We start from the raw sequence: 21,934 nt of genomic DNA on the forward strand, positions 1-21,934 counted from the left end.
GCGAAGCATGGCCCCGCGATGGCTCGAGACAGTCTCTGCGCTTGCGTTGATCGGTTCTCCAGCGGGTTTTTACGTCGCACGTGTCCCCCCGTCCGGGCGGCGCAGAGCGCTGCCAGGCTCTTTTGTTGTTTGTTGTTTGCTATTGGCCGGGGCGATCAGCCCGTTGCTGCAACCGCCTCGAAGGTGTCCTCGAGCACGGCGAGCAGGTGGTCCGCGTCGCGCCTCGAAAAGATCATCGGCGGCCGCATCTTCAGCACGTTGTCATGTGGTCCTTCGGTGCCCATCAGCACGCCGCGCTGGCGTGCGCTGTTGGAGACGGCACGGGCAAAATCCGTGGCCGGCGCCTTGGTCTTGTGGTCGGTGACGAGTTCGATGCCGAGGAACAGACCCATGCCGCGCACGTCGCCGATCACCTCGAAGCGTTGCTGCAGTGCCCGGAAGCCGGCGATCAGATGGTTGCCGATCTCCTGCGCATTGCGGCGCAGGTCCTGCCCCTCGATGACATCGAGCACGGCAAGGCCGACGGCGCAGGAGACCGGATTGCCGCCGAATGTGTTGAAATATTCCATGCCATTGTTGAAGCTGTCGGCGATCTCGCGCGTCGTCACGACGGCTGCCAGTGGATGGCCATCACCGATCGGCTTGCCCATGGTGACGATATCGGGAACGACGTCTTGCGCCTCGAAGGCCCACCAGTGGCTGCCCACCCGGCCGAAGCCGACCTGAACCTCGTCGGCGATGCAGACGCCGCCTGCCTCGCGCACCATCCGGTAGACCTCCTTCAGGTAGCCGTCCGGCAGGAACACCTGTCCGGCAACGCTGGGGATGGATTCGGCCATGAAGAAGCCCGGACCTTCGCCCTTTGCCTGCATCGTGGCGATCAGTTCGGCAACGCTTTCGGCATAGCGTTTTCCATGTTCTCCGGCCGCCCAGTCGGCGGGTGCATGATAGCTGTCGGGAACGGGTGCGACGTGGACATGCGGCTTCTGTCCCTTGCCGCCCTTTCGCTGGAATTTGTAGGGGCTGATGTCGATCAGCTCCTGCGTCGTGCCGTGATAGGCCCAGTCGAGCACGATCGCATTCTCGCGGCCGGTATGGGCCCGCATCAGGCGCAGCGCCAGGCCGTTGGCCTCCGAGCCGCTGTTGACGAAGCCGGCAACCGTCAGCTCCTTCGGCAGGGTGCCGGTCAGCCGCTCGGCATAGGCGACGATGTTGTCGTGCAGGTAGCGCGTATTGGTGTTGAGCGTCGCAGCCTGCCGGGCCATCGCCTCCACCACCGCCGGATGGGCATGGCCGATGTGGCAGACATTGTTGAAGCAGTCGAGATAAGCCCGGCCGCTGTCGTCGATCAGCCAGACGCCGTCACCACGCACGAACTTGATCGGCCTGTCGTAGGAGATCGACAGATTGGGGATCAGCAATTCCTTGCGCAGCCTGACGATCTCGTCATGCGACCGCCCGGTTTTCGCAAAGAATTCCGGGGCGATGCCGGCGAAGGCATTCGCATTCGGAAACAACTCGGCCCAGACATCGAGGTAGCGCTCCTCGCCGACCCCGAGGATTTCCGTGGCGGAAAGGCGGGTGTCGGTGGAAATCTGCAGATGCAGGTGCGGTGCCCAGCCGCCGTTTTCCGTGGGCGCGCCCATCTCCCCGACCAGCGCGCCGGCTTCCAGACGGTCACCCGCTTGCAGCCTGCCGAGGGCCTCATGGGCCAGATGCCCCCAGAGCGAGACGAAGGCCGGGCAGCCTTCCGGTTCGTGGCGCAGTGCAATCAGGCAGCCGTAGCCGAGCGGATCTTTCTCGATCTCGACACTGACGATCGTGGCAGCCAGCGGCGTGTAGAGCCTGGTGCCCGCAGCCATGAACAGGTCGAGGCCGAGATGACGGATGCGGCGGGTCTCCTCGATCAGCCGGGACACGAACATGTCGCCGGAATAGACCGTGCGCGCCTCGCCCCAGGGGCCGATGCCGAGATCGACGCCGCGTTCGCTGCAATAGGCTTGCCAGATCGCCTGCGCCTCGTCCGGCCGCTCGCCGGCGGAGGCCACCGTCATCGGATGGTTAGGATCGGCATAGGGTACGAGATCGGCCGGATAGGTGGCCGCCGGCCGGTCGAGCAGCGGGCGAAGCGATGTGTGGTTGGCTTCAATCCATGCCGTGACGGCATGCGCGCCGGGTGCGGCCTCGAAACCGCAGGCATGGCGCAGGATCGCGGTGGCAAAACGCGGGTTCATTGCATCCATCTTGCGCAACAGCGTCCAGGCCGGCTTCTCGCTGATGGCGAGATAGGGGTTGCCGCCGGTATGGGCATGGCGCGAGGCCGAGATCGTCACCGAGGTGACGAGCCGCATGGCGATCAGGTCGAAGAGGAGGTCGATTTCCTCTTCGAGAAACGGATATTCCGCATGGAAGCCGCGCACGATGGCTGCGGCAGCGCCGATCGGATCGGCATGATCGAGACCGGCATAGGCGGCAGCGATGGCGACCTCGGCGATCACCGGCGCATAAAGGGCGTCACCGAGATCGATCAGGCCGGCGATCCGGTCATGATTGTCGCTGTCAACCAGCACGTTCCAGTCATTGGCATCATTGTGGATAACAGCCGAACGCAAGGCCGGCAGACGCGGCGCGACCGTGATGTCGAACCGGGCGAGAAACCGCTCGAGCAGCGCGCGATCCTCAGTGCCGGCAATATGGTGGAGCCTGCCGGCGGAGCGGCCGGCATGGCAGATGTTCCAGTCGAGGTCGCGCAGCGCGCCGGGATGCATGAAGCCCTTCAGCGCCGCATCGAAACGGCCGAGCAGGCGGCCGAGCGATTCCAGCGCCGTGTCGCTGCGTGCCGATTGGGCGAGCGGCATGCCCGGCACCCAGCCGACAAGGCGCAGCAGATGGCGAACACCGTGTCCGCTTGTCGTCTCCGCAAGGCTGGAGCCGGATGTTGTCGAGCGGATGTGGGGAACCGGCAGATCAGGCGCGTGCCGGCTGATATGCCTGAGAAGGGCAGTCTGGAATTCGCTTTCGACCAGCGGTTCGCCTGCATTGATGATCTTCAGGATATAGGTCTCACCGCTGCCGGTCATCACCTTGAAATTCTGGTCGCGTTCGCTGTCGAGCGGCGACAGCGTGCCCTTGAGGCCATAATGCCCGGCAAGCAGGCGCTTTGCGTCCTCGATGGAGAAATCCGGTGTGGTCTTCAGCATATCGGTCATGTCGCGTCCCCGTGTTGTCCCCAGAGTTGCATGACAGAACGAATGGTGCATCCGGCATTGTGCCGGTTGCACCGGCATTGTGTTTATAATAACCGTCATCTTGTCGGCTCCCTCAAAGGCGAAAAATATGCAGGATACAGACGCGATCGACCGGACGATCCTGAGCATCCTGTCGCGGGAGGCGCGCATTCCGATGAAGTCGCTGGCGGGCCGCATCGGGCTTTCCAGAAGTGCCACGACCGAGCGGGTCGGCCGGCTCGAAAAGGCGGGGATCATTCGCGGCTATCGCGCCGATATCGGCCAGCTGGACGACGGCCAGATCCAGGCCTTCCTGCTTTTGACGCTCAAGAAGACGCCGTCGATCGGCGTGCTCGACCGCCTGGCGGGGTTCTCCTCCGTGCGCAAGGTCTCCTCCGTCAGCGGCCAGCTCGATCTTGTCGTCGAGGTCGAGGTCGGGTCGATCAATGCGCTCAATGAACTGAGGAACGAGGTGGCGATGCTGGAGAATGTCGACGACCTGACGACCTCCATCGTTCTTCGCCGCGATATCGAGCGCAGCTGAGGCCGCGCTTGACTTCGCTGCCGATGCCCACACAATGATCGGCAGGAAAATCGCAGCGTTTCACCCGTTCCAGCGCCGATTTGGCGAAACAGGACGTGGCGTTTCCGGCCGCCGGCCCCCATTCCGCCCAAAACCGTCCCCCGAAAAATTTGAAAGTCTTTCGCTTGGGCCGTCGAAATGGACGGCTAGCGATCCGGCGCGCGAAAACGCACAATCATCAAACCGTAAATGAGACATCCGGCATCTCCTGTGGGGACGCGGGATCCTGATCGGGCAGGGGCCCTGACAAGCCGCAACGGCTTGAAAATCGGTACAGTGTGGTCGGCTCGCCGGAGGAGAAGGCGGTTCGGCCAGTGGCATGCGCCGGAGGTCTGACGATCCTGGCCAAGGGAGGAAATATGTTTGAACGGCTCTTCAAGCTGAGTGAGCACAATACCACGGTCCGCACCGAGCTGGTCGCGGGCATGACGACATTTCTGACGATGTCTTACATCATCTTCGTCAATCCGGACATCCTGTCGACCACCGGCATGGACCGCGACGCGATCTTCGTGGCGACCTGTATCGCCGCCGCGCTTGGCTCGGCCGTCATGGCGCTGGTCGCCAACTGGCCGATCGGCATGGCGCCGGGCATGGGGTTGAACGCCTTCTTCGCCTTCACCGTGGTGGCGGCGCTCGGCTTCACCTGGCAGCAGGCTCTGGGGGCGGTCTTCATCTCGGGCCTGATCTTCGTCTTCCTGACAGTGACGGGTATCCGCAGCTGGCTGATCGCCGGCATTCCGCAGTCGCTGCGCAGCGCGATTGCCACCGGTATCGGTCTCTTCCTCGGGATCATCGCCCTGAAGAACGCCGGGATCGTCGTCGACAATCCGGCAACGCTGGTCGGCCTCGGCAGCCTAAAGGCGACCGGGCCGTTGCTTGCGATCTTCGGCTTCTTCGTCATCGCCGTGCTCGACGCGCTGCGGGTTCGAGGCGCCATCCTGATCGGCATTCTCGCCGTTACCGTCCTGTCCTGGGTGACCGGCGTCAGCGAATTTCGCGGCATCGTTTCCATGCCGCCGAGCATGGCGCCGACCTTCCTGCAGCTCGACATTGTCGGTGCCCTGCACGGCGGCCTGATCCATGTCATCCTCGTCTTCGTGCTGGTCGAAGTGTTCGATGCCACGGGCACGCTGATCGGCGTCGCCAAGCGGGCCAACCTGATCCAGGAAGGCAAGCCGAGCCGTCTTGGCCGGGCGCTGCTTGCCGACAGCACGGCCATCGTCGCAGGCTCCCTGATGGGCACCAGCAGCACCACCGCCTATGTCGAAAGTGCGTCGGGCGTCCAGGCCGGTGGCCGCACGGGCCTGACGGCTCTGGTCATCGCCCTCCTCTTCCTCGCCTCGCTGTTCATCTCGCCGCTGGCAGGTTCCGTGCCCACCTATGCGACGGCACCGGCGCTGCTCTACGTGGCCGGCCTGATGATGCGCGAGCTGACCGAAGTCGATTGGGAAGACCTCACCGAAGCCGCCCCGGCAGCGCTGACGGCTCTGGCCATGCCCTTCACCTACTCGATCGCCAACGGCCTCGCCTTCGGCTTCATCAGCTATGTCGTGCTGAAGGCGTTCACCGGCAAATGGCGGGCCATCCATCCGGCAACGCTCATTGTCGCAGTGCTGTTCGTCATCCGCTTCGCGTTCTTTGCGGAGTGAGGGGAGGGGGCGGCGGAGAGCCGCCTCGTTTCAGGTGATTGATCCATAAGTCCGGGCCGCATTCGCTGCGGCCCGTTTCTTTTCGATAGCGTCCGCTCCTGTTTCTGGGCAGACGTGATTCGGGATGCTAGAGAAAGTCGAGCGCGTAAGACGATCAGGAGATATCGGATGGACCAGCTTGCTTATTCAGTCGTGCTTCGAACCCCTTCGACAGAAGAATATCTGCATCTTCGCGCGGTGGCGGGACTGAGCCCATTCTCGGAAGAGGCGGCGAGGAAAGGTTTGCCGGGAACCGTTATTTCCGCATTGGTTTTGCACGAAGGCTCAGCAGTTGGAATGGGGCGACTGATCGGGGACGGCGGTTGTTTCTTTCAGGTCGTGGACATTGCCGTTCATCCCGAACATCAGGGACGCGGGCTCGGAAAGATGATCATGAAGGCCATCATGGGACATATAGAAAGCGAACTTCCTGCTTCAGCCTATGTCAGTCTGATCGCGGATGTGCCCGCCAACAAGCTCTATGAACAGTTCGGCTTCAAGGAAACGGCCCCACGCTCTCTCGGCATGGCATATCGGGTCGTGCGTTAGCATCACCGGAAACGGCAAGCTGTGTGTCGTCTTCAGCCATCCGCAATGCCCGCCAAAGCACTGGTCAATTCCTGAGACCCCGCGAAGGTTCTCAGTCCCTCGGCTTCGAGCGCACCCGGTCACGGAGATCCGTGACCTCCGGCATCAACGTCTCATTGCCAGTCGGCCATCTCGTAGAGCGGCCGGATTTCGATCTCGCTCGGTCCCGGCATGGGATTGGGGCAGCGCTTTACCCAGGCGACGGCCTCGTCCATGTCCTTGACGTCCCAGAGCCAGAAGCCGGCGACCAGCTCCCGGGTCTCGGCGAAAGGCCCATCGATGACCGTGCGACCGGAACCATTGAACGCAACACGCTTGCCCGCCGAGGAGGGTTTCAGCCCGTCGGCCTCGCGCAGGATGCCGGCATCTCGAAGTTCCTCGTTGAATTTGCCCATCGCCTCCATCATCGCTTGGGTCTCGGCCGTCGGGAAAAAGCCCTTTTCGCTGTCTTCGGTCGCTTTCACGAGCACCATCACACGCATCGTCTGTCTCCGTGTTAGAGCCGGCCTCATCGGGCTGGCATTCTAACGACGAACCGGCTTTCCGGAAATCGACATCGTCCGGAAAATTTTTTCGGCGGCAGCCGAGATGGGCCTGCCTTCCGAACGTTCAGCGGATCAAGAACGGCGCCTCATAAAAATGTTCTTCCAGATTGACGCCTTCGCCACCGCGATCGACCACGGCAAAATCCGATATGCCGTCGAGCGGCGTCAGGATGCCGTGCCAGACATTGCGGCCGATATTGACGCCCTGTCCGGGGGCGGTCTTGAAGGCGATCGGTTCGCCCGGTCCTTCCGGCGTTTCTTCGGCAACGACGACGAGAAACGGATGCTCGCTGAGCGGGATAAATGCCTGCGTGCCAAGCGGATGCCGCTCGACCATGATAAGCTCCAGCGGCAGCGGATAGGGTTCGCCCCGCAGCAGACTGATCATCGGACGGGCCCTTTCGCCCGTCGTCTCGATCTTCGCAAGGTCATGATACCGCACGCATTTGCCCGCATTGATCGGAAAGCTTGGCGCGCCTTCGGTTTCCAGAACCTCGCCGAAGGGTGCAAAGGCTTCGCGGGTGAGCGGCCGGATGTCGATCGTCTTCATCGTTTTCCCCTCAGTTCGGCAGCATACCGGTCAGGCGCAGCAGGGCGATCCGCTCGACCTGACGGCAGGCCGTTTGAAATTCGGTCTGCCAGTCATTGCCGATGCGGCGCTGGAAGGCCGCCAGAATGTCATCCTTGCCGAGGCCACGGACGGCGATAATGAAGGGGAAGCCGAAGGTTTTGACATAGCGGCCGTTGAGAATGGTAAACTGCGTGCGCTCGGCATCTGTCAGTGTGTCGAGCCCGGCGGACGCCTGTTCGCGGGTCGAACTTTCGGTCAGCTGTTTCGCCAGCGCCAGCTTGCCGGCCAGATCCGGATGGGCATTGAGCACTGTCAGCCGCTCCGCATCGCTCGCTTCGCGAAAGACCATGGTGAGCGCCGCATGCAGGCCGATGGCGGTATCATTGGCGGCTCCCAGTTCTCCGGCAAAGGCACGCCGGGCGATCCAGTCCGAATGTTCGAAGACGCTGCCGAAACGGGCAACGAAATCGTCCTCGCTCAGGCGAGACGGGCGGTTTTCGTTGGCTTCGAACGGGCGAACCTTCATCCAATGCTCAGCGATATCGATACGGCGGGCGATCCAGACCTTGTCGTGGCTCTTCACATAATCGATGAACCGGGCAAGGGCGGCGGCGCGTCCCGGCCGCCCGGCGAGCCGGCAATGCAGGCCGATATTCATCATCTTCGGCGCACCTTCAGCACCTTCGGCATAGAGCACGTCGAACGTGTCCTTCAGGTAGCTGAAGAACTGGTCGCCGCTGTTGAACCCTTGCGCCGTGGCAAAGCGCATGTCGTTGGTATCGAGCGTGTAGGGAATGACCAGCTGGTGCCTGCCGCCGTGCTCGTGCCAGTAGGGCAGGTCGTCGGCATAGCTGTCGGAGACATAGGCAAAGCCGCCTTCCTCGGTCACGAGGTCGACGGTGTTTTCCGAACAGCGGCCGGTGTACCAGCCGCGCGGCCGCTCGCCGGTGACAAGCGTGTGCAGCCGGATCGCCTCGGCGATCTGCTTGCGCTCCCCGGCCGGATCCATGTCCTTGTGCTCGATCCATTTCAGCCCGTGTGAGGCGATTTCCCAGCCGGCACTTTGCATCGCCGCCACCTGTTCCGGGGAGCGTTTCAAGGCGGTGGCGACGCCATAGACGGTGACCGGAACGCCGCGCTCGGTCAGCAACCGGTGCAGCCGCCAGAAGCCGGCGCGGGCACCGTATTCATAGATCGATTCCATGTTCCAATGGCGCTGGCCCGCCCATGCGCTGGCGCCAACAATCTCCGACAGAAAGGCTTCCGAGGCGATATCGCCATGCAGCACGCAGTTTTCGCCACCCTCTTCGTAGTTGACGACGAATTGCACGGCGATGCGGGCGCCGTCCGGCCATGTGGCATCGGGCGTCACGGCGCCGTAGCCCTGCAGATCGCGGGGATATCTCATGAAGTCACTCCTCCCAGATATGTGATAGACCGATTTCTAACCAGAAAACGCGCGCGCCATTCCCCCTCAAAAATTTGAAAGTCTCGAACGATCAGCCCGCTACCGCGGGGAAGTGCGGTGGCGGATAGTGGCCTGATGAATGCAGTCTTCGGGAGGTGAACGTATGCAATCTGGAACAGCCGGCCGGCTGACGACCCATGTGCTCGACACGGCGCTCGGCAAACCCGCCGGGAACCTACGCATCGATCTCTTCCGCATCGACAACGAGCGCACCGAGCAGATCGGTTCCACCCGCACCAATGATGATGGCCGCTGCGATGCGCCGCTGTTGAGCGGCGAGGCGATGACGGCTGGAACCTATGAGCTGCGTTTCCACGCCGGCGATTATCTCGGCCGGAACGAGGGTGGCGTACCGTTCCTCGACATCATCCCCATCCGCTTCGGCATTGCGGACGAGACGGCGCATTACCATGTGCCGCTGCTGCTCTCGCCCTACAGCTATTCGACCTATCGCGGGAGCTGAGCCATGACCGTCCAGATCCGCAGTTCCATCCGGTTCCTGCTCAATCACCGCCTGGTCGAACTCTCTGCCGTCTCGGCGGTCCAGACCTTGCTTGATTTCCTGCGCATCGACCGCAATCTGCGCGGCACCAAGGAAGGCTGCGCCGAAGGCGATTGCGGTGCCTGCACCGTTCTGGTCGGACGCCTGCTTGATGGCCAGCTGAAATACGAGAGCGTCAATGCCTGCATCCGCTTCGTCGGCTCGCTCGATGGTTGCCACATCGTCACGGTGGATTCGCTTGCCGTGCCCGGTGGTCCGCTGCATCCGGTGCAGCAGGCAATGGTCGATACGCATGCCTCGCAATGCGGCTTCTGCACGCCCGGCTTCGTCATGTCGCTCTACGGGCTCTGGATGGAAAATCCCAAGCCTTCGGTGACGGAGATCGAGAAGACATTGCAGGGCAATCTCTGTCGCTGCACCGGTTACGCCGCCATCATCCGCGCCGCCGAGGCCGTGTCGGTGATCGGCGATCTCGACCGGGATCCGCTGGTCGCGGAACGCGCCACGATCATTGAGAAACTGGAGGGGCTGAAGGATGGCAAGCGCGTCGAGATCGGCGAGGGTTCCGAGCGCTTCCTGCTGCCGGCCTCCGTCGATGATCTCGCCGATATCTACGAGGCGGAGCCCAAGGCCCGCATCGTTGCCGGTTCCACCGATGTCGGCCTGTGGGTGACGAAGTTCATGCGCGATATCGCGCCCGTCGTGCATCTCAGCCATCTGGACGAGTTGCGTCGCATCAAGGTCGATAAAACCGGAATCACCTTCGGCGCGGGCGTCAGCTACACCGAATCCTTTCCGCTGATCACAAGACATTTCCCGCAGCTCACCGAGCTCTGGAACCGCATCGGCGGCCAGCAGGTGCGCAACATGGGCACGATCGGCGGCAACATCGCCAACGGCTCGCCGATCGGCGATACGCCGCCAGCCTTGATTGCGCTCGGCGCCTCCGTCGTGCTGCGCAAGGGCAAGGTGAGCCGCACCGTGCCGCTCGAAAGCTTCTTCATCGAATACGGCAAGCAGGACCGCCAACTCGGTGAATTCGTCGAGGCTGTGCGTATCCCGTTCCTCGAGGAGAATGCGCGCTATGCGGTCTACAAGATCACCAAGCGGCTGGACGAGGACATCTCCGCTGTCTGCGGCGCGTTCCGCTTGGCCTTTGATGAGAATGGCAAAGTCGCTGAAGCGGTGATCGCCTATGGCGGCATGGCTGGAACGCCGAAGCGGGCCGACAATGCTGAGGCGGTCTTGACCGGCGCCGACTGGAGCGAGGCGACGATCGAGGCCGCCATGGAAGCGCTCGCCAAGGACTACACGCCGCTCTCCGACTGGCGCGCATCCGCCGATTACCGCTTGCTGGTGGCCAAAAACCTTCTGCGTCGCTTCTATCTTGAAGCTCAGGGCGACGAGCCGGTACGGCTCGACCGCAAGCAGGCTGTGTGAGGAGAAGATCATGAACGTCATGCAGCCGATCGACCGCATCCGTGGCGGCGTCCACGAAAACGAGCGCCATGAATCCGGCCACAAGCATGTGACCGGAACGGCCGAATATATCGACGATATTCCCGAACCCGCCGGCACCCTGCACGCCTATCTCGGCCTGTCGCAGCGCACCCATGCGCAGATCCTGTCGATCGATTTCGACGCCGTGACATCCGCACCCGGCGTGATCGGTGTGCTCACCGCCGACGATATCACCGGCGAAAACGATGTCAGCCCGGCGCACAAGCATGACGACCCGGTTTTTGCGACAGGTAAGGTCGAGTTCCACGGTCAGCCGATCTTCGCCGTCATCGCCGAAACCCGCGATGCGGCCCGCCGTGCTGCCGCCAGGGTCAAGATCGAGTACCGCGACCTGCCGCATGTCACCGATGTCCTGGAGGCTGCCGCCGCCAATTATCCGCTGGTCATCGATCCGCTGAAGCTGGAGCGGGGCGATATCGACGCCGGTTTTGCCAGGGCGAAGAATATCCTCGAAGGCGAGATGCGCATCGGCGGGCAGGACCATTTCTATCTCGAGGGCCATATCTCCTTTGCCATCCCCGGCGAGGACGACGAGATCACGCTGTATTCTTCGACCCAGCATCCGAGCGAAACCCAGCATATGGTCGGACAGGTCTTGGGCATCGCTTCCAATGCTGTGACCATCAACGTGCGCCGCATGGGTGGCGCCTTCGGTGGCAAGGAAACGCAGGCCAACCTGTTTGCCGCCGTCGCGGCGCTCGCGGCGAAGAAATATCGTCGCGCCGTGAAGATCCGCCCGGATCGCGACGACGACATGACCGCGACCGGGAAACGCCATGATTTCCACGTCGGCTACAAGGTCGGGTTCGATGACGACGGCCGGATCGAGGCTGTCGACGCCACCTTCTCGGCCCGTTGCGGTTTCTCGGCCGACCTTTCCGGCCCGGTGACCGACCGTGCATTGTTCCATGCCGACAATTGCTACTTCTATCCGCATGTCCGGCTACGCTCGCGGCCGCTGAAGACCAACACCGTTTCCAATACCGCCTTCCGGGGCTTCGGCGGCCCGCAGGGCATGGTCGGCGGCGAGCGGATGATCGAGGACATCGCCTATGCGCTCGGCAAGGATACGCTCGACATCCGCAAGCTGAACTTCTACGGCGGCGAGGGGCGCAATCTGACGCCCTATCACCAGACCGTCGAAGACAACATCATCGGCCGGATCATCGAGGAGTTGGAAACCTCCTGCGATTATGCGGCGCGGCGCCAGGCGGTGCTGGCCTTCAACCGGAAGAGCCAAATCATCAAGCGTGGCATCGCGCTGACGCCGGTGAAGTTCGGCATCTCCTTCACCAAGACGGAATACAATCAGGCCGGTGCGCTGGTGCATGTCTATGCCGATGGTTCGATCCACCTGAACCACGGTGGCACGGAGATGGGGCAGGGGCTCTACACCAAGGTCGCCCAGGTGGTGGCTGACGAATTCCAGGTCGATCTCGACCGGATCAAGGTAACGGCAACCACGACCGGCAAGGTACCGAACACATCCGCCACCGCCGCCTCCTCCGGTTCCGACCTCAACGGCATGGCCGCCGCCAACGCGGCGCAGCAGATCAAGGCGCGGCTTGTAACGTTCGCCGCCGAGCGCTGGGGCGTCAGCGAAAACGATGTCGCCTTCGAGCCGAATATGATCCGCATCGGTGCCGAACGCATTCCTTTCGCGGAGTTCATCAGGATCGCCTACGGATCGCGCATCCAGCTGTCGGCTGCCGGCTTCTACAAGACGCCGAAAATCCACTGGAACCGGTCCGACGGCCGGGGCCGTCCGTTCTTCTACTATGCCTATGGCGCTTCCTGTTCCGAGGTCAGCGTCGACACGTTGACCGGCGAGTATCAGGTCGATCGGGTTGACGTGCTGCACGATGTCGGCAAATCGTTGAACCCGGCGCTGGACATCGGCCAGGTCGAGGGTGCCTTCGTGCAGGGCATGGGCTGGCTGACGACGGAGGAGCTGTGGTGGGATGCCAAGGGGCGGCTGCGCACCCATGCGCCGTCGACCTACAAGATCCCGCTCGCCTCCGACCGGCCGCGCATCTTCAACGTCAAGCTGGCCGAATGGTCGGTCAACCGCGAGGAAACCATCCGCCGTTCCAAGGCTGTCGGTGAGCCGCCCTTCATGCTGCCGATCTCGGTTCTCGAAGCAATCTCGATGGCGGCGGCAAGCGTTGCGGAGTATCGTATCGCACCGCGCATCGACGCGCCGGCGACACCGGAGCGGGTGCTGCTGGCCATCGAGCGGCTGCGTTGCGCGGCAAAGAACGGGTGAATGGCATGGCTGCCAAGCGCGAAGACATCAGGGATTTTCTGCGCCGCGAGCCGGACTGCGTGCTCGTCGAGGTGACGGGTGCGGCCGGTTCGACGCCGCGCGACACCGATGCCTGGATGCTGGTGGCGGCCGATTGCATCTTCGGCACGGTCGGGGGCGGCCAGCTGGAATATATGGCGATCGACCACGCCCGCCGCGCTTTGCGGCAGGGCGTCCCGGCAGAGGCCATGAATATTCCCCTCGGCCCGGAAATCGGCCAATGCTGCGGCGGCCGGGTCGGGCTTTCCTTCACGGCCATGAACGCGGAATTGTCAACGCTTCTCATCGCCCGCAGCGACCGCGAGATGGCCTCGCGTCCGCATGTCTACGTCTTCGGCGCCGGCCATGTCGGTGACGCGCTGGCGATGGCGCTTTCGCTGGTGCCGTTGCGGATCATCCTCGTCGATACCCGCGAGGAGGAGCTCTCCGCCTCCAATGTTCCGGGCATCGAAACCTGCCTGACGGCGATGCCGGAGGCCTTGGTGCGCGACGCTCCGGCCGGCAGTTCCTTCGTCATCCTCACCCATGACCACGCGCTCGATTTCCTCATCACCGCCGAAGCCCTGCGCCGCGAGGATGCCGCCTATGTCGGCATGATCGGCTCGAAAACCAAGCGCGCGACTTTCAAGAACTGGCTCTCCCGCGAGGTCGGCCGCCCGGAGCTTTTCGACCGCCTGACCTGCCCGATCGGCGGCGCGGCGGTGAAGGACAAGCGCCCGGCGGTGATTGCGGCTCTGGCAGCGGCGGAGATCATGACGGCGGCGTTAAATTGCGATCGTGAAAGTGATCTTCGTCGGCGTAAAAACCAAGATACTCCGGCCAAGGCGACGGTAGGGCGCTGACCGTTTACGCCCATGGATTGAGGCAGCGCACGCCAAGCGGTTCAAAGTGTGACGTGTTGCGAGTAACAACATCCATGCCGTGGAGAAGCGCAATCGCCGCGATCATTGCATCCGGAGAAGGACGCTTGTCCGCTGTCGGAAGCTTGCCGGCGATAGAGGCCGCCTCAGCATCAAAGGCCAAGATTCGGCCATGGAAGCGCGGAAGCACCGTGCCGTTAAGCCATTGGTCAAGTTCTGCGGCAAAAGTGGTGTCACGGCTTCGTTCTCGCGCAATGCCGAATTCGATCTCCATGATAGTTATCGCCGAGAGAAATGCGCTGCTGGCATCAAAATCGGCAAAAAAGGCGCGGAATTTTTCGGTTTGACGATCCGGTCTGCGCGCAGCCGAAACCATATTTGTATCAAGGAGGAGAGGCATCAGAAGGTGATGTCACGGCCAGAAAAATCGATACGTTCGGGTTCAAAATCTTTGTCTGACCGAGGCGAGGGATCGGCCAGCGCGTCAAGCAGGCTCATCGGCTTTTTCCAGCTCCGCTGAAAATCGTCATATTTGACAAGCACGTAGCTCGCTTCGCCGTGCTCGGTGATGACGAGCGGACCTTCGTTCGCGGCTTTCTTTGCCTTGCTAGGGTTTTGGTTGAAGTCGGCGCTGGTCATGAGAGCATATGTCATCGATATCTCCGCCTAGTATATTTGCGATAAGATATACTATTTTCCTCGGAAAATTCAATCGAGTCGGCTGTTGACCTTCTCACTCCAGCATCTTCCCAATCATCCGCTGACAGCGCTCCGCCATGAAATCAATCATCAGCCGCACTTTCGGATCCTGAAACCGCTTGTGCGGATAGATCGCCGCGAGCTGGACGCTGGCCGGCGGGGTGTCCTTGAGGATCTCGACCAGCGTGCCGTCGTTGAGATGGGCTTTCACCTCGAACAGCGGCTTGTTGATGATGCCGCGGCCTTCCAGCGCCCATTGGGTCAGCACGTCGCCGTCATCGGAATCATAGGGGCCGCCGATTTCCAGCTTGCGGATGCCGTCCGGGGTTTGCAGCGTCCAGTAATATTCCTTCGAGCCCGGATAGCGCAGCAGCAGACAGTCGTGCTTGTCGTCGATCAGGGCATCCGGCGTTTCCGGCGTGCCGCGTTTTTCGAGATAGCCGGGGGCAGCGCAGACGACGCGCTGGCAGTTGAGGATGCCGCGCATGCGCAGGTTGGAATCCTCGAGAACCCCGAGCTTGAAGGCGACATCGACACCTTCGCTGAGGATATCGACATTGTGATCGGAGAGGCGCAACCGCACCTCGATATCCGGATACCGGTCATGGAATTCCGGAATGCCCGAGGCAATCAGCCGGCGGCCGAGGCCAAGCGGAGCGGTGATCCGCAGCGACCCCTTGGGATTGTGCGAGAGATCGGCAATGGCGCTTTCGGCCTCGTTCACCGCCTCGATGATCTTGACCGCGCCAAGATAGAAGACCCGGCCATGTTCGGTCGGCGACAGCTTGCGCGTCGTGCGGTTGAACAGGCGCACGCCGAGATGCCGCTCCAACTCCTTGATGCGGTTGCTGGCCACAGCCGGGGTCACCCGCTGGTCGCGGCCGGCGGAGGAAAGCGTACCGAGTTCGACGACGCGGACGAAGACGCGGATGTTATCGAGATAGGACATGACACCTTTCTACCACAGGCAGGACCCGACCACAGCGGGGGTGATCTTATAGATTTTTTTGAAAGTGTTCGGGATTAGCGGGCATTTCGGTTGGTATCGCGCGGTGGCAGAAGTCTCCCGAACAGGGAGGCTCCTATGTATGAATACGCCATTGCCTGGGACTGGCTGACCTTTGCCGTCCGCTGGCTCCACGTCATCACCGCCATCGCCTGGATCGGCTCGTCGTTCTATTTCGTTGCGCTCGATCTCGGCCTGCGCAAGCGTCCGGATCTTCCGGCCGGCGCCTATGGCGAGGAATGGCAGGTGCATGGCGGCGGCTTCTACCATATCCAGAAATATCTGGTGGCGCCGTCCAACATGCCCGAGCACCTGATCTGGTTCAAATGGGAAAGCTACGTCACCTGGCTTTCCGGCTTCGGCATGCTGTGTCTGGTCTATTATGCCGGCGCCGATCTCTACTTGATCGATCCGAACGTGCTCGACGTCTCCAAGCCCGTCGCCATCGGCATATCGCTCGCCTCGCTGGCCTTCGGCTGGATCATCTACGACCTGCTCTGCAAGTCGCCCTTCGGCAATGACAATACGCGGCTGATGGTGGCGCTCTATTTCATCCTGGTCGCGGTCGCCTGGGGCTATACGCAGCTGTTTACCGGCCGTGCCGCCTTCCTGCATCTCGGCGCCTTCACCGCGACGATCATGTCGGCCAATGTCTTCTTCATCATCATGCCGAACCAGCGCATCGTCGTCGCCGACCTGATCGCCGGGCGCACGCCGGATGCCAAATACGGCCGGATCGCCAAGCAGCGCTCGACGCACAACAACTACCTGACGCTGCCCGTGCTGTTCCTGATGCTGTCGAACCATTATCCGCTGGCCTTCGGCACGCAGTTCAACTGGATCATCGCCTCGCTGGTCTTCCTGATGGGCGTCACCATCCGCCACTATTTCAACACCCGCCATGCCAATGCCGGCAACCCGACCTGGACATGGCTGGCCACCGTGCTCCTGTTCATCGTCATCATGTGGCTGTCGACCGTACCGAAGATCCTCACTGGCGAGCCGGAACAGGTTTCGGCAGCGCAACAGCCCTTTGTTGCGGCGGAGGCATTTCCGAAGGTGCGCGATACCATCCTCGGCCGCTGTTCCATGTGCCATGCGCAGGAACCGGGCTGGGAGGGCATGATCAAGCCACCGAAGGGCGTGGTATTGGAGACCGACGCCGAAATCGCCGCCCATGCGCGGGAAATCTACCTGCAGGCCGGGCGCTCGCACGCGATGCCGCCGGCCAATGTGACCGCCGTGACCGACGACGAGCGCAAGCTGCTGGTCGCCTGGTACGAGACAGTTGTGAACGGAGGAAAAAACCAATGAGCGAACTCCTGATCCGTGGACGTGTCCTCACCTTTATCGATGAGCCGCAGGGTATCGATGATACCGCATCCTATCTGACCGTGGACGATGGCGCGGTTCTGGTGCGCGACGGCAAGATCGTCGCCGTCGGCGACTATGCCGATATTCGCAAGGCAGCACCCGCCGACGTGACGGTTGCCGACCATCGCCCGCATCTGGTTATGCCCGGGCTGATCGACACGCACCTGCATTTCCCGCAGACGCAGGCGATCGCGTCCTATGGCGCGCAGCTCATGGAATGGCTGAACACCTATATTTTCGTCGAGGAGCAGAAATTCGCCGAGCCGGAGCATGCGGCCTTCATTGCCGGGCGGTTCATGGACGAGCTTCTGTCCAATGGCACGACGACGGCGGTCGCCTATTGTTCGGTGCATCCGCAAAGCGTCGATGCCTATTTTACGGCGGCTGAACAGCGCGGTATGCTGATGGTCGGCGGCAAGGTGATGATGGACCGCAATGCGCCGGACGCGCTGAGGGACACGCCGCAACGGGGCTATGACGAGACCAGGCGGCTGATCGGCAAGTGGCATGGCCGGGGCCGGGCGCAGTATGCGATCAGCCCACGCTTTGCCATTACCTCGACGCCGGAACAGATGGAGATGGCCAAGGCGCTGGTGGCCGAGCATCGGGATTGCTATGTGCAGACGCATCTGTCGGAAAACCGCGACGAGATCGCCTTTGCCACCTCGCTCTATCCGGATGCCAGGGACTACACCGACATCTATGCCCGCTACGATCTCCTGACCGGCAAGACGCTGCTGGGGCACTGCATCCATCTGAGCGACCGGGAAATTTCGGTGCTGGCCGAGACCGGTGCGGTCGGCGTGTTCTGCCCGACCTCCAATCTCTTTCTCGGCTCCGGTCTGTTCGACCGCGACCGCTTCGACCGGCTCGGTGCCCGCTGGTCGGTGGCGACCGATGTCGGGGCAGGCACCAGTTTTTCGATGCTGGAAACGATGGACGAGGCCTACAAGGTGCTGCACCTGCAGGGCCAGCGCCTGTCGCCGCTCAATTCCTTCTACCGCATGACGCTCGGCAATGCCCGGGCGCTCGGTCTTCAGGATCGCATCGGCTCGCTGCACGTGGGCGCCGATGCCGATATCGTCGTCCTCGACTCCAGCGGCAAATCGGCGATGGAGCTCAGGATGCGAACGGCCAAATCGCTGGCCGACGAGCTGTTCATCCTCCAGACGATGGGGGACGATCGTTGCGTCGCCGAGGTTTATGTGGCGGGCAGGGCTATGAAGGCGCGGAAGGCCGGTGCTGCGGCGCGGGCGCTGGAAACGGTGTGATTGGGTTACCCTCCCCTTGAGGGGGATGGTCGGAGCGAAGCTCCGGGGTGGGGTGATCTGCGGCATATGCAATTGCCTCTTGTGTTCGCGGTGGTCACTCCCTCAACGCCTGCAGCCACACCCGGAAGATCCGCCGTGGTTTTGCTTGTTCATTCACTTGGCCGGGGCGCTGAAAAGTGCCGAGACTAAGGTAGTTTATATGACGCCTTCCAGCGCCCCGTTCAGTGTTGGTCGACGGGCAACTCCGGTTTCTCTGCGGGGATGGCGGCACCTTTTTCCGGTACAGGGTGACGCTCGACGGTTGCCGGATTGCTCCGGCCGCCGCGGCGTCACGAAAGGAATCGCTGTTACAATCCCAGTCGCCGCTCCTCATGTGTGCCTCACAGGCGCGCCCCGCCCTGTTTCAGACGAGAGGGAAACCACTTTCTGCCAATCCACCGGATGAAGGCCTACGTCCTTCCCGCACCCGGCACCGGCCCCGCCTCACTGCCACGCCTGGCAGCGTATCCATGGGCGGAACGACGTCAGGATGACACAGGTTTCAAAGGCGGGGATTTACGGGGATGATTTTTTTGTGCGGGGAGAGTTGCAGCGGGTTTGGATTATCCAAAAATTTCCGTCATGCCTGTGCTCGGGCTTGACCCGAGGGATGTCACAGGCATCCAGCCACCGCGCGTCGGCGCGGTGAGAGGGTGGTCCTGTCGCGGGGAAGGAGGCTTTGCGCCATGGACATGGCGCGCTGGATCCCCGCCACAAGGGCGAGGAAGACGGAGGGATATGGGAAAGCTCCAGGGAACCATTTCCGTCAGATTTTTAAATGACGATGCAGGTTCTTTCAAAGGGAGCAAGATGCGTCTGTGCAGAGGGTATGCCGAGTTGCTCCGTGTCGACGGACTGTTTCTCGGCACTCAGATTGACGATCCAGATTGCGCGGCCGGCAGCCGTTTCCACCTGAAATGCCAGCACCTTTCCCGGCTCGGACGTAACGACGGTCTGCCACTTTTGTCCAGCCAGTTGCGCCAGCCCTTTGACGACTTCATGCAGCGGCCTTGGCCCGCCTTCGACCGCGGGTTCACCTTTCCCTGCATAGAGCCCGAACGGGCCGGTGAGCGCCGACAGCGTCAGGGTTTCCAGACCGGCATCCAGCACGGATGCGGCATAACCGGCGGCGAAGGCTGCGGCGAAACGGCCGTTGTGGCGGGGATCGCGGTTGGCCATCGGGATACGGCCGCCCTGCGGATTGTCCATCGTGCGGCTGCCATAGGGGTTCTGGCGCATCGGGATGGTCGAGGGGCCGAGGCGATAGGGTATGTTGCCGTAGATGGCACGGACCGAGCGGGTGATGAAGGGCAGGGCCTCGAGCGTCTGCATGACGCTGATATCGTCGGCGGCATGGACGATCGGGTTGGTGCAATGGCTGACGAAATCGAGGTTTCCGGCAGGCACGCGCTTGCGGTTGAGCTCGGTGAAATAGGAGAGCATGCCGCCACCCAGCCGGATGCCCGGGAAGGCTCTCGATGCAGCGGCGTAGACATTCTCGAGCGGCGGGCAGTCCGGCCATTTGCTGCCGGGCGGGGTCGATTGCCGGTCGACGGAGGGGCAGACCATGATGGCGCCGGGGGTGAAGTTTGCGGCGCGCATCTGGGCCGCGATCTCCTGCATTTCGGTATCGAGCGGGCGCTGGCAGGGGACGGCGATTTCGAGTGTCGTGGTGCCGTTATGGAGCGCGGCGATCTCGGCGAAATCCCGGAAGGCTTGGGTGCCATGCCCGGCTGTGGGGTCGAAATGGAAGAGCAGGTCCTGGGCTTTCGGCGCATCCGGTTGCTGGAGAGCGGCAAGGCTTGCTCTGGCCTCTTCCGGCGTGATCAGCAGGCCGATGGCGGGCATGGTGCCGGAGGAAATGCCGGGGGTGAGGCGGATGACACCGGTATTGCCGGCGGGGGCGCGGAGAGTGTCGGCGGTGCGGCTGTCGGTGATCGTCAAGGTGATCTGCTGGGTAACGGCTTCGCCCGCCGGAATCCGGTAGGGCCAGGGCAGGGCGAGCGGCCGGACATAGGTCTTGTAGGAGGCATCCGACCAGTTGCGCTGGTCTTCCATCTCGAACGTGTCGCCGTCCATGCGGCATTCGATGCTGACGCCGGGAAGGGCCGTGTGGGTGATGGCCCGCATGTCCTTGAAGGGCTGCCAGGGATCGATCAGATCGGGCAGCTTGGTGTCTTCGATGCTGCCATCGACATGTTCGACGGCAACCGGCGTGCCGGCGACGCCGACGATCGGATGGAGGATGCAGAAGCCGCAGCGGTTGGTTTCGAAGCCGGTGGCGGACAGGGCCTCCCCCTTGAACGTCAGCCTGCCGTCGGCCGTGCCTTCGATCGTCGCTGCGATAGCAAGATGGCTGCCGTCCGGGCCGTTGCAGCTTGCTGTGTAGGCGACGGTGAAGCCGTCTCCGGTTTCGCGCACCGTAAGGTTCGACAGAGCGGGATCATAGGTGCCCCAGTCACGGTCGCGCACCAGGTAGGAGATGGCGCGCAGAACCTCGACGCCGTCATAGGCAATGGCGCGCAGGTTGCCGCCGGCCAGTTGCGCCGTCAGCTTTCCGGCCGTGAGGAGGCGCGGGGCGGGATCGGCCTGCGTGGTTCCGTAGAGCGTGAAGGCAAGCGCCGTATCGGTCATTTCAGGAGGGTCCCGATCTCGACCGTGGCTTTGCTGGCCGCGCTGGCATAGGCGGCTTCGACCAGCGCGAAGGTCTTGAGATTGTCCGCGCCCGAAGTGGAGGTTTCCTTGCGATGCAGCAGGCTGTCGGCCCAATGCTGCTGGATGGCGTAGACGCTTTCCTGGATATTGTGCCAGGGGCGCGACGCCCAGGGCAGCAGTGTCGGGGCGACGTCGGTATTGACGGTGCCTTCGGCATTGGTGACCTGCAGCTCGTAGCCCTGCGACAGCCGCAGCGAACCGTCCGTGCCGTCGATTTCGATCAGCGTTTCGGGGAAAGGCTCGATCGCCTGTTTCGTCGCATAGCTGACATCGACGATGGAGGTGGCGCCGTTTTCATGGTCGAGCAGGATGGTGGCGACATCCTCGCCGTTGATCTTCGGGTTGACGCGTTTGGTGCGGGCCGAGAGGCTGGCGACATCGCCGAGGATATAGCGAGCGATATCCAGCGTATGGATGCCGAGATCCTCGATGATGAAGCGCTTGCCTTCGGCAAGATAGGGCTGGCCGGAAAAGACGTCATAGCCGGAGCGGAAGGAGAAGCGGCCCCAGAACGGCGTGCCGATCGCACCCGAGTCGAGCGCCTTGCGCACGGCCTGTATCGGCGTTTGCCAGCGGAAGTTCTCGTGGATCATCAAGGGAATGCCGGCGGCATCGCAGGCGGCGACCATGGCCTTGGCATCGGCGAGCGTCGGGGCAAAGGGCTTCTGGCAGATGGCCGGGATATTGTTTGCGGCGGCGAGTTCGACCAGGGCGCGGTGGCTGTTCACGGTGGTGGCGATGTCGACGAAATCGAAGCCGCCATCGGCAAACATCTGGCCCGCATCGGTATAGCGGCGTTCGATACCGAACTGCTCGCCGACGATCTTCAGGCGCTCGGGGTCACGATCGCAGATGGCGACGATGGCAGCACCTTTGACGTCGTTCCAGCCGTGCATCTGGTTGACGGCGAAGAAGCCGCAGCCGATCAGGGCTCCCTTGAGGTCTGGCATGTGAACTCCTGTTCCAATT

18 protein-coding genes are annotated in these 21,934 nt (G+C 62.5%); 9 read left to right on the forward strand and 9 right to left on the reverse strand.

Going from position 1 to position 21,934, the window contains the following annotated elements; all coding sequences use genetic code 11:
• Window positions 1-155: 155 nt before the first annotated feature.
• Window positions 156-3,209 (reverse strand): aminotransferase class III-fold pyridoxal phosphate-dependent enzyme, encoded by a 3,054-nt coding sequence (locus tag ADU59_RS13685; protein WP_068954681.1) that lies wholly within the window; start codon window positions 3,207-3,209, stop codon window positions 156-158.
• A gap of 127 nt (window positions 3,210-3,336) precedes the next feature.
• Between ADU59_RS13685 and ADU59_RS13690 the strand changes: the two genes are divergently transcribed.
• The 3 genes from ADU59_RS13690 (at window position 3,337) to ADU59_RS13700 (ending at window position 6,050) form a co-directional block, all read left to right on the forward strand.
• A complete protein-coding gene (locus ADU59_RS13690; protein ID WP_099050825.1) occupies window positions 3,337-3,771 on the forward strand; it encodes an Lrp/AsnC family transcriptional regulator in 435 nt (144 codons plus the stop codon).
• 398 nt (window positions 3,772-4,169) lie between these two features.
• Window positions 4,170-5,462 carry an NCS2 family permease gene (locus tag ADU59_RS13695; protein ID WP_068954901.1) on the forward strand — a complete coding sequence of 431 codons (1,293 nt, stop codon included), beginning with the start codon at window positions 4,170-4,172 and terminating at the stop codon, window positions 5,460-5,462.
• A gap of 168 nt (window positions 5,463-5,630) precedes the next feature.
• Window positions 5,631-6,050 carry a GNAT family N-acetyltransferase gene (locus tag ADU59_RS13700; protein WP_068954683.1) on the forward strand — a complete coding sequence of 140 codons (420 nt, stop codon included), beginning with the start codon at window positions 5,631-5,633 and terminating at the stop codon, window positions 6,048-6,050.
• 152 nt (window positions 6,051-6,202) lie between these two features.
• On the opposite strand, the gene ADU59_RS13705 is transcribed toward ADU59_RS13700, so the two are convergent.
• From ADU59_RS13705 to puuE, 3 genes are all read right to left on the reverse strand, one after another.
• The gene (locus tag ADU59_RS13705) at window positions 6,203-6,571 is read right to left on the reverse strand and encodes a YciI family protein (protein ID WP_068954684.1); all 369 of its coding nucleotides are present in this window, start codon (window positions 6,569-6,571) and stop codon (window positions 6,203-6,205) included.
• A 127-nt stretch (window positions 6,572-6,698) separates the two neighbouring features.
• Window positions 6,699-7,184 carry an ureidoglycolate lyase gene (locus ADU59_RS13710; protein WP_068954685.1) on the reverse strand — a complete coding sequence of 162 codons (486 nt, stop codon included), beginning with the start codon at window positions 7,182-7,184 and terminating at the stop codon, window positions 6,699-6,701.
• A 10-nt stretch (window positions 7,185-7,194) separates the two neighbouring features.
• Window positions 7,195-8,613 (reverse strand): allantoinase PuuE, encoded by a 1,419-nt coding sequence (gene puuE / locus ADU59_RS13715; RefSeq protein WP_068954686.1) that lies wholly within the window; start codon window positions 8,611-8,613, stop codon window positions 7,195-7,197.
• Between the two features lie 163 nt (window positions 8,614-8,776).
• On the opposite strand from puuE, the gene uraH reads away from it, so the two are divergent.
• From uraH to xdhC, 4 genes are read left to right on the forward strand one after another with little or no spacing between them, the layout of a single operon-like run.
• On the forward strand, window positions 8,777-9,136 hold the full coding sequence (uraH, locus tag ADU59_RS13720) for a hydroxyisourate hydrolase (RefSeq protein WP_083198261.1): 360 nt from the start codon (window positions 8,777-8,779) through the stop codon (window positions 9,134-9,136).
• A 3-nt stretch (window positions 9,137-9,139) separates the two neighbouring features.
• Window positions 9,140-10,615, forward strand: a complete 1,476-nt coding sequence (xdhA, locus tag ADU59_RS13725) for a xanthine dehydrogenase small subunit (protein WP_068954688.1) — start codon at window positions 9,140-9,142, stop codon at window positions 10,613-10,615.
• Window positions 10,616-10,625: 10 nt separating this feature from the next.
• A complete protein-coding gene (gene xdhB / locus ADU59_RS13730; RefSeq protein ID WP_068954689.1) occupies window positions 10,626-12,962 on the forward strand; it encodes a xanthine dehydrogenase molybdopterin binding subunit in 2,337 nt (778 codons plus the stop codon).
• 5 nt (window positions 12,963-12,967) lie between these two features.
• On the forward strand, window positions 12,968-13,843 hold the full coding sequence (gene xdhC, locus ADU59_RS13735; RefSeq protein ID WP_068954902.1) for a xanthine dehydrogenase accessory protein XdhC: 876 nt from the start codon (window positions 12,968-12,970) through the stop codon (window positions 13,841-13,843).
• Between the two features lie 4 nt (window positions 13,844-13,847).
• Here the strand turns inward: xdhC and ADU59_RS13740 are convergent, their stop codons facing one another.
• The 3 genes from ADU59_RS13740 to ADU59_RS13750 form a co-directional block, all read right to left on the reverse strand.
• Complete coding sequence (locus ADU59_RS13740; protein ID WP_068954690.1) at window positions 13,848-14,261, reverse strand: type II toxin-antitoxin system VapC family toxin; 414 nt, start codon at window positions 14,259-14,261, stop codon at window positions 13,848-13,850.
• The gene (locus ADU59_RS13745) at window positions 14,261-14,515 is read right to left on the reverse strand and encodes a type II toxin-antitoxin system Phd/YefM family antitoxin (protein WP_068954691.1); all 255 of its coding nucleotides are present in this window, start codon (window positions 14,513-14,515) and stop codon (window positions 14,261-14,263) included. Before ADU59_RS13745 ends, ADU59_RS13740 begins: the two co-directional genes overlap by 1 nt.
• Window positions 14,516-14,594: 79 nt before the next feature.
• Window positions 14,595-15,509 carry a LysR family transcriptional regulator gene (locus ADU59_RS13750; RefSeq protein ID WP_068954692.1) on the reverse strand — a complete coding sequence of 305 codons (915 nt, stop codon included), beginning with the start codon at window positions 15,507-15,509 and terminating at the stop codon, window positions 14,595-14,597.
• Window positions 15,510-15,644: 135 nt separating this feature from the next.
• On the opposite strand from ADU59_RS13750, the gene ADU59_RS13755 reads away from it, so the two are divergent.
• Complete coding sequence (locus ADU59_RS13755; protein WP_068954693.1) at window positions 15,645-16,880, forward strand: urate hydroxylase PuuD; 1,236 nt, start codon at window positions 15,645-15,647, stop codon at window positions 16,878-16,880.
• Entirely contained in the window at window positions 16,877-18,211 is a 1,335-nt protein-coding gene (guaD, locus tag ADU59_RS13760) for a guanine deaminase (RefSeq protein ID WP_068954694.1), read from the forward strand. The genes ADU59_RS13755 and guaD overlap by 4 nt, the downstream gene beginning before the upstream one ends.
• An 813-nt stretch (window positions 18,212-19,024) precedes the next feature.
• Here guaD and apnL read toward each other — a convergent pair.
• Window positions 19,025-20,884, reverse strand: a complete 1,860-nt coding sequence (gene apnL, locus ADU59_RS13765; RefSeq protein ID WP_068954695.1) for a D-apionate lactonase — start codon at window positions 20,882-20,884, stop codon at window positions 19,025-19,027.
• A complete protein-coding gene (locus ADU59_RS13770; RefSeq protein ID WP_068954696.1) occupies window positions 20,881-21,915 on the reverse strand; it encodes a Gfo/Idh/MocA family protein in 1,035 nt (344 codons plus the stop codon). Before ADU59_RS13770 ends, apnL begins: the two co-directional genes overlap by 4 nt.
• Window positions 21,916-21,934: the final 19 nt, after the last annotated feature.

Origin of the sequence: Pararhizobium polonicum (genome assembly GCF_001687365.1) — a bacterium.
GTDB classification, from domain to species: domain Bacteria; phylum Pseudomonadota; class Alphaproteobacteria; order Rhizobiales; family Rhizobiaceae; genus Pararhizobium; species Pararhizobium polonicum.

Bases quoted from the DNA above. Each gene is read 5' to 3' on its own strand.
- puuE (WP_068954686.1), bottom strand. From the start codon at position 8,613: ATGAGATATCCCCGCGATCTGCAGGGCTACGGCGCCGTGACGCCCGAT.
- xdhA (WP_068954688.1), top strand. From the start codon at position 9,140: ATGACCGTCCAGATCCGCAGTTCCATCCGGTTCCTGCTCAATCACCGC.
- ADU59_RS13770 (WP_068954696.1), bottom strand. From the start codon at position 21,915: ATGCCAGACCTCAAGGGAGCCCTGATCGGCTGCGGCTTCTTCGCCGTC.
- ADU59_RS13750 (WP_068954692.1), bottom strand. From the start codon at position 15,509: ATGTCCTATCTCGATAACATCCGCGTCTTCGTCCGCGTCGTCGAACTC.
- uraH (WP_083198261.1), top strand. From the start codon at position 8,777: ATGCAATCTGGAACAGCCGGCCGGCTGACGACCCATGTGCTCGACACG.
- apnL (WP_068954695.1), bottom strand. From the start codon at position 20,884: ATGACCGATACGGCGCTTGCCTTCACGCTCTACGGAACCACGCAGGCC.
- xdhC (WP_068954902.1), top strand. From the start codon at position 12,968: ATGGCTGCCAAGCGCGAAGACATCAGGGATTTTCTGCGCCGCGAGCCG.
- ADU59_RS13745 (WP_068954691.1), bottom strand. From the start codon at position 14,515: ATGACATATGCTCTCATGACCAGCGCCGACTTCAACCAAAACCCTAGC.
- guaD (WP_068954694.1), top strand. From the start codon at position 16,877: ATGAGCGAACTCCTGATCCGTGGACGTGTCCTCACCTTTATCGATGAG.
- ADU59_RS13690 (WP_099050825.1), top strand. From the start codon at position 3,337: ATGCAGGATACAGACGCGATCGACCGGACGATCCTGAGCATCCTGTCG.
- ADU59_RS13695 (WP_068954901.1), top strand. From the start codon at position 4,170: ATGTTTGAACGGCTCTTCAAGCTGAGTGAGCACAATACCACGGTCCGC.
- ADU59_RS13700 (WP_068954683.1), top strand. From the start codon at position 5,631: ATGGACCAGCTTGCTTATTCAGTCGTGCTTCGAACCCCTTCGACAGAA.
- xdhB (WP_068954689.1), top strand. From the start codon at position 10,626: ATGAACGTCATGCAGCCGATCGACCGCATCCGTGGCGGCGTCCACGAA.
- ADU59_RS13705 (WP_068954684.1), bottom strand. From the start codon at position 6,571: ATGCGTGTGATGGTGCTCGTGAAAGCGACCGAAGACAGCGAAAAGGGC.
- ADU59_RS13755 (WP_068954693.1), top strand. From the start codon at position 15,645: ATGTATGAATACGCCATTGCCTGGGACTGGCTGACCTTTGCCGTCCGC.
- ADU59_RS13740 (WP_068954690.1), bottom strand. From the start codon at position 14,261: ATGCCTCTCCTCCTTGATACAAATATGGTTTCGGCTGCGCGCAGACCG.
- ADU59_RS13685 (WP_068954681.1), bottom strand. From the start codon at position 3,209: ATGACCGATATGCTGAAGACCACACCGGATTTCTCCATCGAGGACGCA.
- ADU59_RS13710 (WP_068954685.1), bottom strand. From the start codon at position 7,184: ATGAAGACGATCGACATCCGGCCGCTCACCCGCGAAGCCTTTGCACCC.